We start from the raw sequence: 16526 nt of genomic DNA on the forward strand, positions 1-16526 counted from the left end.
CAGATCGTGGGACGCGCGCTCAGGCCCCGGTCATCGGCACATTGTGAGTCGCGCTACCCGCCGCGGCATCCGCGGGAGCGCCGGTTGCGGCCGCGGCCGTCGGCATCTGGTGGGCGGGTCGCACGAAGAAGAACGTCGCCACCACGCCGACCAGCAAGGCGGCCGCGGGCAGGTACAGCGACTGACCCATCGCCGTGGCGAAACCCTCGCGGAGGAACTCCGGCAGCTGGTTCGCGCCACTGGCGTCCTGTGCGGCGCCGGCGTCGATCCCGGGCAGTTCGGCTGCGAGACGGGACTGCAGAAGGGCGCCGATCATCGCCGACCCCAGCACCGAACCGATCACGCGCAGAGTGTTGTACACACCGGCGCCCGCCCCGGCCTGATGCCACGGCAGGTTTCGGGTGGCGGTGGCGGCCAGGGGCGCCCAGACCCCCGCCGACGCGACACCCATCAGGCACAGCGGCAGGATGATCATCCACACCGGGGTGTCCGGTCGGGTGACGACACCCAGCCATCCGACGGCGATCGCACTCAGGAGGAGTGCGGTGGAGACGATGGCGCGCGGGTGCACACGATCGACGACGCGCCCCACGATGGGTGCCAGGATTCCGGTCAGTACCGCCATCGGGACCATCACGACCGCCGACTGGGTGGGTGTCATGCCGCCGACGAGCTGCAGGAAGAAGCTCAGCGGGATCATCATGGCCGACATCGCGAAGCCCATCGATGCGATGCCGATGGTCGCCAGTGAGAAGTTCCGGTCGCGGAACAGCCCGAGCGGGAGCAGCGGTTCGGTGCGGATGCGCGACTGCCACCAGACGAAGACGCCGAGGAAGATCACCCCGCCGACGATCAGGACCCACACCCAGGCGGCCCAGTCGAAGCTCTCGCCCTCCTGGATACCGAACACGAGGGCGGACAGGCCGATCGCCGACAGTGCCACGCCGATCCAGTCGAACTGGTGGTCGTTGGTCTCGACCTGCGGGACCAGGATCGCGGCCAGTGCGAGGCCGGCGATGCCGACGGGCAGGTTGATGAAGAAGATCCACTCCCAGCCGAACGAGTCGGTGAGGACACCGCCGAGCAGCGGGCCCACCAGGGTGGCCACACCGGCGACCGTGCCCCAGATCCCCATCGCCGCACCGCGTTTCTCGGGCGGGAAGATGCGGGTGATCAGCGACATCGTCTGCGGGGTGATGAGCGCGGCGCCGACGCCCTGCAGGGCGCGCGCGGCGATGAGCTCGCCGATCGAATCCGACAGTCCGCACCACACGCTGGCGATCGTGAAGACGATCAGGCCGATCTGGTACATCGACTTCGGCCCGTACTTGTCGCCGAGGCGCCCGGTGATGAGCAGCGGTACCGCATACGTCAGCAAGTAGGCGCTGGTGACCCACACGACGCCGTTGACGTCGGTGTTCAGGTCGGCCTGGATGCGCGGCTGCGCGACCGCCACGATCGTCATGTCGACGAGGATCATGAAGAAACCCACGCACAGCGCCATCAGCGCGGCCCAGGGTCTCGTCGTCACCTCGGAGCCGGTGACCCCGGTATCAGGGGTGGAACGGGTCATCTCTACTCGACCTTCTGTGCGAGGTGTGCGGCGTCTGCGCCGGGATTCGGTGCCGGGGCGGAGTCCGGCTGGGTCGGCACGCGATACGGCGACTCCGGATCGTCGAGCCATTCGATGCGGCGGGTGCGGAGCCTATCGACGAGGTCGTCGAGCCAGCCGATCTGGGCGGTGAGCGTGGCGATACGGCAACCCCCGTCGAGGAAGAACATCTCCGGTTTGCCGCGGGACCGGAACTCCGCGACGGCGGCCTCGACGTCGGCGAGGTCGGCGCGCATGGTCGCGACCCGCCGCTCGAGGAGCTCGACGACCCGCTCCCTGGGCAGACCGTGCGCCTCGGACAGGGCGAGGTAGAGCTCCGGGTACTCCTCGGGTCGCGTCTCGAGGATGCGTTCGAGGTTCTCGGTCAGTGCTCGCCGCCCCGCTTCGGTGATGGCGTACACCGTCCGCTCGGGCCGATTGCCCTCACGACGGACCTCGTGGACCTCGATCATCCCGTTCTCGGCGAGTCGGTCCACCGCGTGGTACAGCGTGCCGGCCCGGAACTTGGCCAGCCGGTCCTCGCGACGTGCGACGGTCGTCTGCACCATCTCGTACGGGTGCATCGGACGTTCGAGAAGTAGGCCGAGCACCAGGATCGCCACCGGTCCGAGCGGTGTGGAACACGCCATGCGTGACCCCCTTGGTCCGGCGGCCGCTGATCGGCGTCGAATATTCCAGTCGGAATATACGCACGTGTGCGGTTGCTGCCAAGTGTCGCCGGCCATCATTACTGTGGACGGCATGACTCGTGCGCAGGAGGAATCCACCCAGAGCGACCCCACCGGGACGACCGATTCCGGGGAGCAGGGCAGCTATGTGATGTCCGGCCAGGAGTTCGTGCGGGACACCAAGTACATCGAGACCCGCATCACCGCCGACGGGCGTGACGGCTATCCCGTCGAGGCCGGGCGCTATCGACTCGTCGCCGCACGCGCCTGCCCGTGGGCCAACCGGACGCTCATCGTCCGCCGGCTCCTCGGACTCGAGGACGCCATCTCACTCGGACTGTGCGGACCCACCCACGACAAGAACTCGTGGACCTTCGACCTCGACCCCGGAGGCCTCGACCCCGTCCTGCAGATCCCGCGCCTCAAGGACGCCTACGAGAAGCGGATCCCGGGTTACCCCAAGGGGATCACGGTGCCGGCGATCGTCGACGTCCCCACCGGCGAGGTCGTGACCAACGACTTCCCCCAGATCACCATCGACTTCTCCCTGGAGTGGACCGCGTTCCACCGCGACGGCGCCCCCGAGCTGTACCCCGAACGCCTGCGCGACGAGATCGACGAGGTGAGTCACGGGATCTACACCGAGGTCAACAACGGCGTCTACCGGTGCGGGTTCGCCGGCAGCCAGGAGGCCTACGAGGCTGCCTACGACCGTCTGTTCACCAAGCTCGACGAGCTGTCCGAGCGGCTGTCGACTCAGCGATACCTCGTCGGCGACACTATCACCGAGGCCGACGTCCGGCTGTTCACGACCCTCGCCCGTTTCGATCCCGTCTACCACGGCCATTTCAAGTGCAATCGCAGCAAGCTGAGCGAGATGCCGGTGCTGTGGGCCTACGCCCGCGACCTGTTCCAGACCCCCGGTTTCGGCGACACCACCGATTTCACCCAGATCAAGCAGCACTACTACATCGTGCACACCGATGTGAACCCCACGCAGATCGTGCCCAAGGGCCCTGACCTGCGGGGATGGTTGACCCCGCATCACCGCGAGGAACTCGGCGGGCGTCCCTTCGGCGACGGCACGCCGCCCGGCCCCCCACGACCCGACGAGGTCGTCCCCGAGGAGAATTGGGTACCGAAGTCATGACCGACACCACTCGTAAGCCCACCGGCAAGGCCGTCGAGGTCACCGGCGGCATCCTCGACCGTGCACAGCGCCTGCAGGGCCCCGCGGTCAAGAAGTACGTCGACTCACTGCGCCGCAAGTACCCCGACGACTCCCCCGCCCAGATCATCGAGCGACTCGAGAAGCGCTACCTGAACGCGGTGACCGGTTCGGGCAGCGCCGTCGGCGCGGCCGCGGCCGTGCCGGGGGTCGGGACGATGACCGCGTTCGGCGCGATGACCGGCGACACCGCCTTCTTCCTCGAGGCCTCGGCGCTGCTCGCCCTGTCGATCGCCGAGGTCCACGGCATCGGCGTCCATGAGACCGACCGGCGCAAGTCGCTCGTGCTGGCGGTCGCCCTGGGTGAAGAGGGCGTGCTCGCCCTCGGTCGGGTCGTCGGTACGCGCGGCGGCCCCCTGCGTCGTCTCGGCGGGGCGGCCCTGCCATCGGGCGCCATCACCAAATTGAACAAGACCCTGGTCAACAAGCTCGTGCGCAAGTACGCGATCCGGCGCGCGCCGTTGATCTTCGGCAAGCTGATGCCGGCCGGCATCGGTGCGGTCATCGGCGGCGCGGGCAGCCGCGCGCTCGGCCGGAAGGTGGTCCACAACGCGCGTGAGGCATTCGGGCCCGCACCCGCCTTCTGGGTTCTCGACGCCGAGGTGGTGAACGAGACGAGCCCGCTGCCGCCCGGCTCCCGGTGATCCCGGAATCCACCGCGCCTCCCTCCACCGGGAGCACCCCGACCTCACCGGGCTGGATCCGGAAACTGCTCGGCGAGGCGTGGCGTTACCGTCGCATCGTCATCGTGACCCTGACCGTCACGATGATCGCGGTCGCCGTCGACGTCGTGATGCCCCTGCTGGCCAAGGCCGCGATCGACCGGGCCACCGGCGTCATCGACGACGACCTCGCCCTGTCCACCATCATCACCGGCCTGGTCGTTCTCGCATTCGTCCGCTATGCGTGTCACTTCGGCCGGCGGGTGTTCGCCGGTCGCCTCGCGATCAACGTGCAGAACAACCTGCGCCGGCGCCTGCTCGACACCCTGCTGCACCTCGACGGCCGCAGCCAGCACCAGATCCGGACGGGGCAGATCGTCTCCCGCTCCATCTCCGACATCCAGGTGGTCCAGGGGTTGCTGGCCATGGCGCCGCTCTCGATGGGTGCCGCGGTGCAGATGGTCGTAGCGCTCGGTGTCATGGCCTATCTCTCCCCGCTGCTCACCGCGGTCGCGCTGGTGATCGCGCCGCTGATCGCCCTGGAGGTCTTTCGCACCCGCCGCAAGCTCTTCGCGGCGACGTGGTCCGCGCAGCAGTCCGCGGCCGACGTGGCCCAACACGTGGAGGAGACCGTCACCGGCGTCCGTGTCGTGAAGGGCTTCGGTCAGGAGGACCGCGCCGTCGACGGCCTGGTGACACGCTGCCGCACCCTGTTCGCCCGGCGCCTGCGCGCGGCACGCATCAACGCCCGCTTCGGGCCCACCCTGAGCGCCATCCCCCAGCTCGGCATGGTCGGCGTGATCATCGTCGGCGGCTATCTGACGATGACGGACGCGATCACCGCCGGCACGTTCCTCGCGTTCACCACCTACGTCACCGCGATGACCGGCATCGCCCGCCTGCTCACCAATCTCATCGTCAACGCCCAGCTCGCCCGCGCCGCGGTGGAACGCGTCTACGACGTCATCGATCACCCGCGCGATCCCGGCGAGACCGCCACCGGCACGCTGCCCGACGGCCCGCTCGGCGTCGAACTGGAAAACGTCTCCTTCGCCCACCACACCCACGAGGCCGACGATCCGCCTGCCGTGCTGACCGGGATCGACCTGCGGATCGAGCCCGGTGAGTGCGTGGCGATCGTCGGCCCACCGGGTTCCGGGAAGTCGACCATCGCCGACCTGGTCAGCCGCTTCGAGCGACCCGACGCCGGCACGATCGCCCTTGTCGGCGCCGATGGCCCGCACCCGGTGGACTCGCTGTCGCCGACCGCGATGCACGAAGCCCTCGCCACTGTCTTCGACGAGCCGTTCCTCTTCTCCGACACCATCACCGCGAACATCGCCATGGGCCCGGGCGCCACCGCCGACCCCGCTTCCCTCGCCGACCGCGTGCAAGCCGCAGCAGCCGCGGCCGAGGCCACCGAGTTCATCGAGGCGCTCCCCGACGGCTACGACACCGTCGTCGGCGAACGCGGCCTGACCCTCTCCGGCGGACAGCGCCAGCGGATCGCGCTGGCCCGCGCACTCTTCGCCGACCCGCGCGTCCTGGTGCTCGACGACGCGACGTCGGCGGTCGACGCCACCACCGAGGCCCGGATCCTCGGCCGCCTGCGCGACCGGAAACGGACCATGCTGGTCCTCGCCCACCGGCGGTCGACGCTCGTGCTCGCCGATCGGGTGGCCGTGCTCGACGAAGGCCGGATCACCGCGATCGGCACGCCTGCCGAACTCGAGGCCTCTTCGGCGCGGTTCCGCGAACTGATGACGAACGCCTCCGTTGACCCGCACGACGACGGGACCGCGCCCACCCCGTCAAGCGTCTCCGACGACGTCATCGAGAGCCTCTGGCCCACAACGTATCTCCCGAAGGAACAGGCCTATGCCCGGACCGGCGCGCCGGTCGGCGCCGGCACGCGGACCGGGCAACGGGGCGGGGGCGTCGCCAGCGCACTGGGGTCGATGCCGGCGACCCCCGAACTCCAGGCCCGGGTCGACGCCCTGCCACCGGCCGCCGAGGACCCCGCCGTGGACGTCGCCGACGCCCGACGCGAGAACCCGCGCTTCACCCTCCGCGGATTGCTCGCACCGGTTCGCTGGCTGCTCGCGTTCGCACTGGCGGCCATCGCCGTCGACACCCTCGTCGGTCTGGCGTTCCCCAGCATCGCCCGCGCGGTCATCGACGCGGCCGGCGATCACGACCAGCGCACGCTCTGGTGGGCGGCGATCGGTGGTGTGACACTCGTCGGCGTCGGGTGGGTCGCCGCATCCCTGCTGACGATGACCTCCACCCGAGCGGGTGAACGCGTTCTGTTCGGACTGCGCATCCGCAGCTACGCCCACATCCAGCGCCTCGGCCTGGACTACTACGAGCGCGAGCTGTCGGGCCGGATCATGACGCGGATGACCACCGACATCGACGCGCTGTCGACCTTCCTGCAGACAGGTCTGACGTCAGCGGTCGTCGCGCTCCTGACCCTGGTCGGCGTCACGGTCGCATTGCTGGTCACCGGGCCGCTGCTCGCGCTGCTGGTGCTCCCGGTCTTCCCGCTGCTCATCGTCGCCACGGTTGTCTTCCGGCGCGTCGCGAGCGCCGCCTACACGCGCTCGCGCGAACTGATCAGCACGGTGAACGCCGACTTCCAGGAGAACATCGCCGGGATCAAGACCACTCAGACCTATCTCCGCACCGACGACGCGCAGAAGCGTTTCGGACAGCGTTCGGCGGCGTGGGTCGCGGCCCGGATGGTCTCTCAGCGGGCGATCGCCTCGTACTTTCCGTTGATCATGCTGATGTCGGACATCGCCACCGCGATCGCACTCGGCGTCGGCGCCGGACAGGTGGCCGACGGCTCGCTCACCGCCGGCACCCTGGTGGCCTTCGTCCTCTATCTCACGATGCTGTTCGGGCCCGTTCAGCAGCTGTCCCAGGTCTTCGACGGTTACCAGCAGGCGGCGGTCGGCCTGCGGCGCATCCGCGACCTGCTGCGCACCCCGAGTTCGCTGCGGGTCAACCCGGACGCCACCACGCCGCCGGCGGCCGGCTTCGACGGCGAGGTCGAGTTCGACGGGGTCGGCTTCCGCTATCAGGGCGCGGAGTCCGACGCCCTGCACGACGTCGACCTGCACATCCCCGCCGGGTCCTCGCTCGCCCTCGTCGGCCGCACCGGAGCGGGCAAGTCGACGATCGTGAAACTGCTGGCCCGCTTCTACGACCCGACCAACGGACGCGTCCTCGTGGACGGCACCGACATCGGCGACCTCGTCCTCTCCGGATACCGCTGCCGCTTGGGACTGGTCCCGCAGGAGCCGCACCTGTTCACCGGGACCGTCGCGGACAACATCGCCTACGGCCGGCCGGATGCCGACCGCGCCGCGATCGTCGAGGCCGCGGCCGCGGTGGGCGCCCTACCGATGATCACCGGTCTACCGGGGCGCATGAACCATCCCATCGGCGAACGTGGCCAGGGCCTCAGCTCAGGTCAGCGCCAGCTGATCGCCCTGGCCCGCGCCGAACTGGTCGACCCCGACCTCCTCCTGCTCGACGAGGCGACCGCCACGCTCGATCAGGCCACCGAGGCCCAGGTCCTGGCCGCCGGACGGGCGATGACGCGGCGCCGGACCTCCGTCATCGTCGCGCATCGGCTGGGTACCGCGGCCCGCGCCGATATGATCGCCGTGGTCGACGGCGGCCGAATCGTCGAACTCGGAACACACGACGAACTCCTGGCGTTGCACAGTTTGTATCGCGGCTTCTGGGAGGCCGGTGTGGATCCCGACGAGGCCGCGGTGACCGAGCCCGGTGGAATGGTGCCCACCGCGGGTATGGATGCAGTGGACGCCGACTCCCACGCGGGCTCGAAACAGGACGCTCGACGTGGCGCGTCCGCAACCGACAACCAGACCATCCGCGCCGGATCACCCGAGATGACGATCTGACTCCGTAGTAGCAGGTCGGTGGGTGTGACGCACCAGACGACGCGTAGCATCGGCAGATGGTTCACCGATAGTCTCCACAAGGGACGTCAGCGTGGCAGAGAACCCGGCACCTTAAGGGAATTGAGGCGAGATACCGCTGTGAGCAGCAGTTCGATTTCTGACTTCGGACAGAACACCTGGCTGGTCGAGGAAATGTACCAGCAATTCAAAGAGGACCCGAGCTCGGTGGACCCGAGTTGGCATGAGCTCTTGAAGAGTTACAAGCCCGGAGACAACGGTGGTTCTACGTCCGCCGCACCGGCCTCCACCACCCCCTCCTCCAACGGCAGCGCTCCGGCGAAGCCCACGGCCGAGTCGGCACCGCGTAAGCAGGTGACACTCGACCAGGAGCCGACGCGGACCGCCTCTGCCCGCAAGCCCTCCCCTGCCAAGGAGTCGACCGCGACCAAGGCCGCCTCCGGCCACAGTGTCGCGAGCCGTGACGGCTCCGCCCGTTCCCAGCCGAAGCCCGCCGCCGCTGCCAAGCCCGCTGCCGCCAAGCCCGCAGCCGCCGAGTCCAAGAAGGATTCCGAGGACGGCAACAAGGTGCTCCGCGGCCCCGCCGCCGCCATCGCCAAGAACATGGCGCTGTCGCTGCAGATCCCGACGGCCACCAGTGTTCGCGCGGTTCCCGCGAAGGCGATGATCGACAACCGTATCGTCGTCAACAACCATCTCGCCCGTACCCGCGGCGGCAAGATCAGCTTCACCCACATCCTGGGTTATGCGATCGTCCAGGCCATCAAGGCCTTCCCGAACATGAATCGGCACTACGCCGAGATCGACGGCAAGCCCAACGTCGTCACCCCCGCGCACACCAACCTCGGTCTGGCCATCGATCTGGTCGGCAAGGACGGCAACCGCACGCTCGTCGTCGCGGCCATCAAAGAGTGCGAGACGATGGGCTTCGCCGAGTTCTACAACGCGTATCAGGACATCGTCCGCCGTGCGCGTGACGGCAAGCTCGGCGCCGATGACTTCTCCGGCGTCACCATCTCGCTGACCAACCCCGGCACCATCGGCACCGTGCACTCCGTGCCGCGCCTGATGAAGGGTCAGGGCGCGATCATCGGCGCCGGTGCGATGGAGTACCCGGCCGAGTTCCAGGGCGCCAGCGACGAGCAGATCGCCGAGCTCGGCGTCGGCAAGCTGATGACGCTGACCTCGACCTACGATCACCGCATCATCCAGGGTGCGGAGTCGGGCGATTTCCTGCGCACCGTCCACGAGCTGCTGATCGACGACGCGTTCTACGACGAGATCTTCACCGCGTTCCACGTGCCCTACGAGCCGGTCCGCTGGCGTCGTGACATCCCGGCCGGCCTCGTCGACAAGAGCACCCGCGTCCTCGAGCTGATCGCCGCCTACCGCAGCCGCGGCCATCTGATGGCCGACATCGATCCGCTGATGATGAACAGCGATGCGCGCAGCAGCCATCCTGATCTCGACATCGCGACCTACGGCCTGACCCTCTGGGATCTCGACCGCACCTTCAAGGTCGGTGGCTTCCACGGCCAGGAGAAGATGAAGCTCCGCGACGTGCTGTCGATCCTGCGCGACGCCTACTGCCGCCACGTCGGTGTGGAGTACACCCACATCCTCGAGCCGGAGCAGCAGAAGTGGCTGCAGGAACGCGTCGAGGTCAAGCACGTGAAGCCGCCGGTCGGCGAGCAGAAGTACATCCTGAGCAAGTTGAACGCGGCGGAGGCCTTCGAGACCTTCCTGCAGACCAAGTACGTCGGTCAGAAGCGCTTCTCGCTCGAGGGTGCCGAGTCGGTCATCCCGATGATGGACGCGGTCATCGACCAGAGCGCCGAGCACAACCTCTCCGAGGTCGTCATCGGTATGCCGCACCGCGGCCGTCTCAACGTGCTCGCCAACATCGTCGGCAAGCCGTACTCGAAGATCTTCTCCGAGTTCGAGGGCAACCTGAACCCGTCGCAGGCGCACGGTTCGGGTGACGTGAAGTACCACCTCGGCGCCGAGGGCAAGTACTACCAGATGTTCGGGGACAACGAGATCAACGTCTCGCTGACCGCCAACCCGAGCCACCTCGAGGCGGTCGACCCGGTCCTCGAGGGCCTGGTCCGCGCCAAGCAGGATCTCATCGCCGACGCCGACGACGAGAGCTTCCCGATCCTGCCGCTCATGCTGCACGGCGACGCCGCATTCGCCGGTCAGGGTGTGGTCGCCGAGACGCTCAACATGGCCATGCTGCCCGGCTACCGCACCGGCGGCACCGTGCACATCGTGGTGAACAACCAGGTCGGCTTCACCACCGCCCCGGAGCACTCGCGTTCCACCGAGTACTGCACCGACGTCGCGAAGATGATCGGCGCGCCGATCTTCCACGTGAACAGCGACGATCCCGAGGCCTGCGTGTGGGTTGCGAAGCTCGCCGTCGACTACCGCCAGACGTACCACAAGGACGTCGTCATCGACCTCGTCTGCTTCCGCCGCCGCGGCCACAACGAGGGTGACGACCCCTCGATGACGCAGCCGGCGATGTACGAGGTCATCGACACCAAGCGCGGCGTCCGCAAGAGCTACACCGAGGCCCTGATCGGTCGTGGTGACATCTCGACCAAGGAGGCCGAGGACGCCCTGCGTGACTACCAGGGACAGCTCGAACGGGTCTTCAACGAGGTCAAGGAACTCGAGAAGTACCACGCCGAGCCGTCGCCGTCGGTGGAGTCCGACCAGACCCTGCCGACCAAGCTGGTGACCGCGGTCGACAAGGAAGTCCTGCAGACCATCGGTGACGCCTTCGTCAACGTCCCGGAAGGCTTCAACCCGCATGCGCGCGTGAGGCCGGTTCTCGAGCGTCGCGCCGAGGCCGCCCGCAACGGCGGCATCGATTGGGCCTTCGCCGAGCTCCTCGCGTTCGGTTCGCTGGTCATGGAAGGACGCACCGTCCGCCTGTCCGGTCAGGACTCGCGCCGCGGCACCTTCACCCAGCGTCACTCGGTGCTCATCGACCGGGAGAACGGTTCGGAGTACACCCCGCTGAACCACCTGTTGCCCGCCGACGCCGAGGACAACGGCGGCCGCTTCATGGTCTACGACTCGCCGCTCTCCGAGTTCGCCGTCGTCGGCTTCGAATACGGCTACTCCGTGGGCAATCCGGACGCACTCGTCCTGTGGGAGGCGCAGTTCGGCGACTTCGTCAACGGCGCACAGTCGATCATCGACGAGTTCATCTCGTCCGGTGAGGCCAAGTGGGGCCAGCTCTCCGACGTCGTCCTGCTGCTGCCGCACGGACACGAGGGCCAGGGTCCCGACCACACCTCGGGCCGCATCGAGCGTTTCCTGCAGCTGTGTGCCGAGGGTTCGATGACGGTGGCACTGCCGTCGACCCCGGCGAGCTACTTCCACCTGCTGCGTCGTCACGTGCTCGACGGCATCAGCCGTCCGCTCATCGTCTTCACCCCGAAGTCGATGCTGCGCAACAAGGCCGCCGTCAGCCCGCTGTCGGACTTCACCGACGACAAGTTCCGCTCGGTCATCGACGATCCGAAGTTCGCCAAGGGCGACGCCGACCGCAGCAAGGTCAAGCGCGTCCTGCTGGTGAGCGGCAAGCTCTACTACGAGCTCGCGGCCCGTCGTGACAAGGAGGATCGCGACGACATCGCGATCGTCCGCATCGAGCAGCTCTACCCGGTGCCGCACCGCCGCCTACGCAACACGCTGGAGCAGTACGGCAACGCCAGCGAGTTCCGCTGGGTCCAGGAGGAGCCGGCCAACCAGGGCCCGTGGCCGTTCCTCGGCCTGTGGCTGCCCGAGGTGTTGCCCGATGTCCTCGGTGGCCTGCGTCGCGTCTCGCGTCGCCCGATGTCGGCCCCGTCCTCGGGTTCGAGCAAGGTGCACGCGGTCGAGCAGCAGGAGATCCTCGACGAGGCGTTCGGCGAGTAGCCCACGCCGACCCGTTCGACACCACAGGAGGCCCCTGCCGGAATCATCCGGCAGGGGCCTCCTGCTGTCCGGGAATCACCAGATGTCGTGCGGCAGCTCCCATTCCGTGAGTTCACGGGTGAGCAGGTCCCGGAGGACGGCGTCGGAGCCGAAGGCCTCGTCGTCGAGTCCGAGGACGGTGAACGACACCTGTTGCGGGGTTCGGACGAGCCAGGACTGCACGCCGTCGCCGAACCGGTGACCGGCCGCGGGATCGACGCCCTGGGTCGTGCCGCGCAGCACCATCCGGCGCGCGGTCCGGCCGCCGACCACAGTGGCCTCCGGGGTCACCTCACCGATGTTGGAGATCACGGCGTCGGGCATGCCCTTGCCCGCGCCACCGCCCACGAGTTTGATCAGCACCGACGGCGGCAGGAACCAGGCGAGCGGGCGTAGATGGATGTGGGGTGCGCGACGCCCTTCGGACAGCCGTACAAAGGCGGCCTTGCACGCGGCCCGGACCCCGGTGAGATCTCCGCCCGGCACCGGCTCGTCGGTGAGGTACACCGAGACCCCCGCGATCGCGTTGGTCCGGTTGTCCTCCTCTCCCGCACGACGATCCACCGGGACGCCGACTTTGATCGGCGTGCCCAGCGGGGATCGTCCGCTCGACCGGAGGAGCCCGCTCACCACCGCGATGAAGAGGGTGTTCGGGGTTCCGCCGTGCTCGGTTGCGACGCGGTCCCAGTCGCCCGCGGGGATCGACGCAGTCGCCCAGGTGAACTTGGCCGCCGGGAATCGCTCGGCGAGCGGGGGGCGTTCCGGTCGCGGATCCGGTTCCAGGCCCGAGGCCTTGCGGCGCTCGGCCACGGCCCGCACGATCCCCGCGACGACGGCACCGGCCTGCGCGACGGCGTCGGCCGCGTCGGCGAGACGCCGCCTACGAAGCGGGACAGAGGATTCCGAGGAGGCCGACGAGGGGGTACGGTCAGCCGCGACGGCGACAGGAACGCCCGACTCGCGTGCCGCCTCGGCGGCCGCAGCGACCATGCCCCGTCCGTCGGTGACCACGTGCAGGGCACTCAGGGACAGCACGGTGCCGCCGGATTCGGTGGGTGCGCAGCGCAGACGCCAGCACCGACCGCCCTCGGCGTCGAGCGGGACCGTCGACATCTCGGCGGTCGCCCAGGCGTCGACGCCGGCATCGGGAACGGGAAGGGAGTCGACGGCCAGGCCCGGGGCGTCGGGTGCCGGGACCCAGCTCGGACGCGAGCCGTACACGGTGGACGGCACCAGCATCCGGTGCATGCGTCCTCGAGCGAGCGCGGCGTTCATGGAGGTCATCGCCTCGAGGGAGACCTCCTCGTCGAAGACCCAGACCAGCTGCAGCACCACCGACCAGCCGAGTGCCGGTGTGGCGAACCAAAACGGCGCGTCGTCGGTGGCGAGTCGTCCGTACCGGCCGTCATTCGTCTCTGGGCGTGACAAGAGCGCCATCAGTCCAACCTCATGTTGATCGACCGTGGTCGATGCCGATCCCCCGTCGTTCTCCCCGCGTACGAGGATCTCACCCGCGACTCAGACGCGCGCACCCAGGTTTCACCGGTCACATCCTGGTTATTCCTTCACCGAAGTCACGCCGTGGTCGAGCCCATGCCGCGACAACCGTAGACATCCTCGGAGGTCGATCTCATGTCATCCACGAATGTCCGTGCCACCCGTTCACCCATTCGAACCGCGGCGCTGGTCGTGGGCGCAGTCTTCCTGCTGGTCGGAGTACTCGGTTTCATCCCCGGCATCACCACCGACTACGACACGCTGACGTTCGCGGGTCATCACTCGGAAGCCGCCTTGCTCGGCATCTTCCAGGTCTCGATCCTGCACAACATCGTCCACCTGCTGTTCGGCGTGGCCGGCATCCTCCTGTCGCGCGCCGCATCCACCGCGTTCCTCTACCTGGTCGTCGGCGGGGCCGTCTACCTGGTGCTCTGGATCTACGGCCTGGTCATCGATCACGACAGCGGCGCCAATTTCGTGCCGGTGAACACCGCCGACAACTGGCTGCACTTCGTTCTCGGGGCCGGCATGATCGGACTCGGCTTCCTGCTGCGTGGACGCCGCGATCGACCGACGACGGCAGACGTCAACCCGGCTGGTGGCCCGGCAGTCTGAGAACAGCTACGAGGTGGCCTGGGCGGCCGCGGCCGCCAGCGCCGGAAGGGCGGCGGTGATCAGCCCGAGGAGCTCCTCACGGGTGACCGTCGGTGAGGTGAGCCAGCGGATCGTCGTCTCCTCGACGAAGGCGATCCACCCGTGCACGCTCATCACCACCGTCGGGCTCACCTCCACCCCGAAGCCCGGCGCGTGATCGAGCACGCGGCCGACCATCACCTCGCGGGTGCGGTCGAAGACGTCGCGCATCGCGGGGTCCGAGCTCGACGCCCCGCGGATGAGCGCGGTGTAGGCGGAGCGGTTCTCGCTGACGAAGTCGACGAACGCCGCCATCGAGGCGGTCAGGATGGCGATCGGGTCACCCAGGGACTCGTCGGGCTCGGTGCACGCGAGCATCCGATCGGCCTGTGCCTGCGCGATTGCGACGTGATAGTCCTGCTTGGAGGCGAAATAGTGGAACAGCAGCGCCCGGGACACCCCGGCCGCGTCGGCGATGGCGTCGATGGTGATCTCCTCCAGGGGACGGTCCCGCACCATCTCCAGACCGAACTCCAAGAGCTGGTCACGACGCGCCTCCGGACTCATCCGGGTGCGCTTGGATGCGGTTCGCTTGTCCTCGATCACCTGCGCGGCAGCCGTTCCTCTACTGGTCACCCGGCCAGACTACTCCTATTGAGCCTTGTTCAATAACTATTGACACGTGTTCAGTATCACCCCTATGGTGGCACCATGACAACGAACGATGTAGAGATCGCCATCATCGGGGCCGGCTTCTCGGGGCTGGGTGCCGCCATCCGGATGAGGCAACACGGATTCGACGACTTCGTCCTGCTCGATCGCGGTAGCGACTTCGGCGGGACCTGGCGCGACAACACCTACCCCGGCGCCGCCTGTGACGTGCCGTCGCAGCTGTACTCCTACTCGTTCGCGAAAAACCCGACGTGGTCGCGGTCGTACTCGCACCAACCGGAGATCCACGCGTACATCAACGATGTCGCGGCCCGCCACGACATCGCCGCCCGGTCACGCTTCAACACCGAGGTGACCAACGCCGCGTGGAACGAGGACGAGGGTCGCTGGATCATCGACACCGCACGCGACGGCAAGACCGAGCAGGTCCGCGCCCGCGTGATGATCGGCGGTGTCGGGCCGCTCTGCGAGCCGAACCTCCCCGACATCGACGGCATCGAGTCCTTTGAGGGCAAGATCGTCCACTCGGCCCGCTGGGACAACGACCACGACTTCACCGGACAGCGTGTCGCGGTCATCGGTACCGGCGCGTCGGCCATCCAGTTGGTCCCGGAGCTCGCCAAGGTGACCTCGCGCCTCGACGTCTACCAGCGCACGGCACCGTGGATCGTCCCCCGCACCGAGCGCGCCTACACCAAGCTCGAGCACTGGGCCTACAAGAACGTCCCGGGTTACCAGTCGGCCGTCCGCGGCGGGATCTACGCCGCCAACGAGGTCGTCGCCTTCGGCTTGACCTACTCGCCGACCGCACTCAAGCCCGTCGAACTGCTGTGCCGGGCGAACATCCTGCGCGGCATCGGTCGTGATGCCGAGCTCCGCCGCAAGGCCACCCCGACCTTCCAGGTCGGCTGCAAGCGCATCCTGCGCTCCAACGACTGGTACCCCGCCCTCGCCCGCCCCAACGTCGACCTCGTCACCGACGGAATCGACCGCATCACCGCGAACGGTGTCGTCGCCAAGGACGGCACGACGCGCGAGGTCGACGTCATCGTCGTCGCCACCGGCTTCCACGTCACCGACTCCCCCGTGTTCGAGAAGATCGTGGGAAAGGACCAGCGCAGCCTCGCCGACGTCTGGTCCGAGATCGGCATGCAGGGCTACAAGGGCTCGTTCGTCCACGGCTTCCCGAACATGATGCTGATGGTCGGACCGTCGACCGGCCTCGGCCACACCTCGATGGTGTACATGATCGAGTCGCAGCTCAACTACCTCGTGGACTACCTGAAAACCGTTCGGGCACAGGGGATCACCCGGACCGAGGTGCGACTGTCGGCCCAGCAGGAGTACAACGCGGGCATCCAGCACAAGCTGCGCAACAGCGTGTGGGTCAACGGCGGCTGCGCATCCTGGTACAAGGACGCCAACGGCAACATCACCACGCTGTGGCCGGGATTCACCTTCGCCTTCCGCAACACCACCCGCCGCTTCGACATCGCCGCATACGATGTCACCCGCGGTGCGCGTCGTCCGCTGACCCCCGCCCCGGACCGGGGCGACGAGTCGACGTCGGATCAGCCGGCGGCCGTGAACGCCTGAGCGTTCGACGCCAACAGATTTCGACACCATCTC

10 protein-coding genes are annotated in these 16526 nt (G+C 68.1%); 6 read left to right on the forward strand and 4 right to left on the reverse strand.

All coding sequences use genetic code 11. The annotated features are described in order from the left end of the window. Positions 1-19 precede the first annotated feature (19 nt). On the reverse strand, positions 20-1573 hold the full coding sequence (locus M1L58_RS07180; protein ID WP_248658353.1) for a DHA2 family efflux MFS transporter permease subunit: 1554 nt from the start codon (positions 1571-1573) through the stop codon (positions 20-22). A 2-nt stretch (positions 1574-1575) separates the two neighbouring features. Next, entirely contained in the window at positions 1576-2241 is a 666-nt protein-coding gene (locus M1L58_RS07185; protein ID WP_248658354.1) for a PadR family transcriptional regulator, read from the reverse strand. Between the two features lie 112 nt (positions 2242-2353). Here M1L58_RS07185 and M1L58_RS07190 point away from each other — a divergent pair, with 112 nt between their 5' ends. The 4 genes from M1L58_RS07190 to M1L58_RS07205 all read left to right on the forward strand — a co-directional run bounded on the left by M1L58_RS07190 (position 2354) and on the right by M1L58_RS07205 (position 12056). Next, the gene (locus M1L58_RS07190) at positions 2354-3430 is read left to right on the forward strand and encodes a glutathione S-transferase family protein (protein WP_006865827.1); all 1077 of its coding nucleotides are present in this window, start codon (positions 2354-2356) and stop codon (positions 3428-3430) included. Beyond that, positions 3427-4152: a hypothetical protein gene (locus M1L58_RS07195; RefSeq protein WP_006865828.1), complete on the forward strand. Its 726-nt coding sequence runs from the start codon at positions 3427-3429 to the stop codon at positions 4150-4152. The genes M1L58_RS07190 and M1L58_RS07195 overlap by 4 nt, the downstream gene beginning before the upstream one ends. Then, the gene (locus M1L58_RS07200; protein WP_248658355.1) at positions 4149-8105 is read left to right on the forward strand and encodes an ABC transporter ATP-binding protein; all 3957 of its coding nucleotides are present in this window, start codon (positions 4149-4151) and stop codon (positions 8103-8105) included. Before M1L58_RS07195 ends, M1L58_RS07200 begins: the two co-directional genes overlap by 4 nt. A gap of 192 nt (positions 8106-8297) precedes the next feature. Beyond that, on the forward strand, positions 8298-12056 hold the full coding sequence (locus M1L58_RS07205; protein ID WP_248658455.1) for a multifunctional oxoglutarate decarboxylase/oxoglutarate dehydrogenase thiamine pyrophosphate-binding subunit/dihydrolipoyllysine-residue succinyltransferase subunit: 3759 nt from the start codon (positions 8298-8300) through the stop codon (positions 12054-12056). A gap of 75 nt (positions 12057-12131) precedes the next feature. Here M1L58_RS07205 and M1L58_RS07210 read toward each other — a convergent pair whose 3' ends face one another. Then, complete coding sequence (locus tag M1L58_RS07210) at positions 12132-13532, reverse strand: hypothetical protein (protein WP_248658356.1); 1401 nt, start codon at positions 13530-13532, stop codon at positions 12132-12134. A 195-nt stretch (positions 13533-13727) separates the two neighbouring features. Between M1L58_RS07210 and M1L58_RS07215 the strand changes: the two genes are divergently transcribed. Continuing rightward, the gene (locus tag M1L58_RS07215) at positions 13728-14207 is read left to right on the forward strand and encodes a DUF4383 domain-containing protein (protein WP_006865832.1); all 480 of its coding nucleotides are present in this window, start codon (positions 13728-13730) and stop codon (positions 14205-14207) included. A gap of 6 nt (positions 14208-14213) precedes the next feature. Here M1L58_RS07215 and M1L58_RS07220 read toward each other — a convergent pair whose 3' ends face one another. Beyond that, positions 14214-14861 (reverse strand): TetR/AcrR family transcriptional regulator, encoded by a 648-nt coding sequence (locus M1L58_RS07220; protein ID WP_006865833.1) that lies wholly within the window; start codon positions 14859-14861, stop codon positions 14214-14216. A 75-nt stretch (positions 14862-14936) separates the two neighbouring features. Between M1L58_RS07220 and M1L58_RS07225 the strand changes: the two genes are divergently transcribed. Further along, on the forward strand, positions 14937-16493 hold the full coding sequence (locus tag M1L58_RS07225; RefSeq protein ID WP_006865834.1) for a flavin-containing monooxygenase: 1557 nt from the start codon (positions 14937-14939) through the stop codon (positions 16491-16493). The last annotated feature ends 33 nt before the right edge of the window (positions 16494-16526 follow it).

The sequence above is a fragment of the Gordonia sp. C13 genome, assembly GCF_023218005.1.
In the GTDB taxonomy this organism is placed as follows: domain Bacteria; phylum Actinomycetota; class Actinomycetes; order Mycobacteriales; family Mycobacteriaceae; genus Gordonia; species Gordonia namibiensis.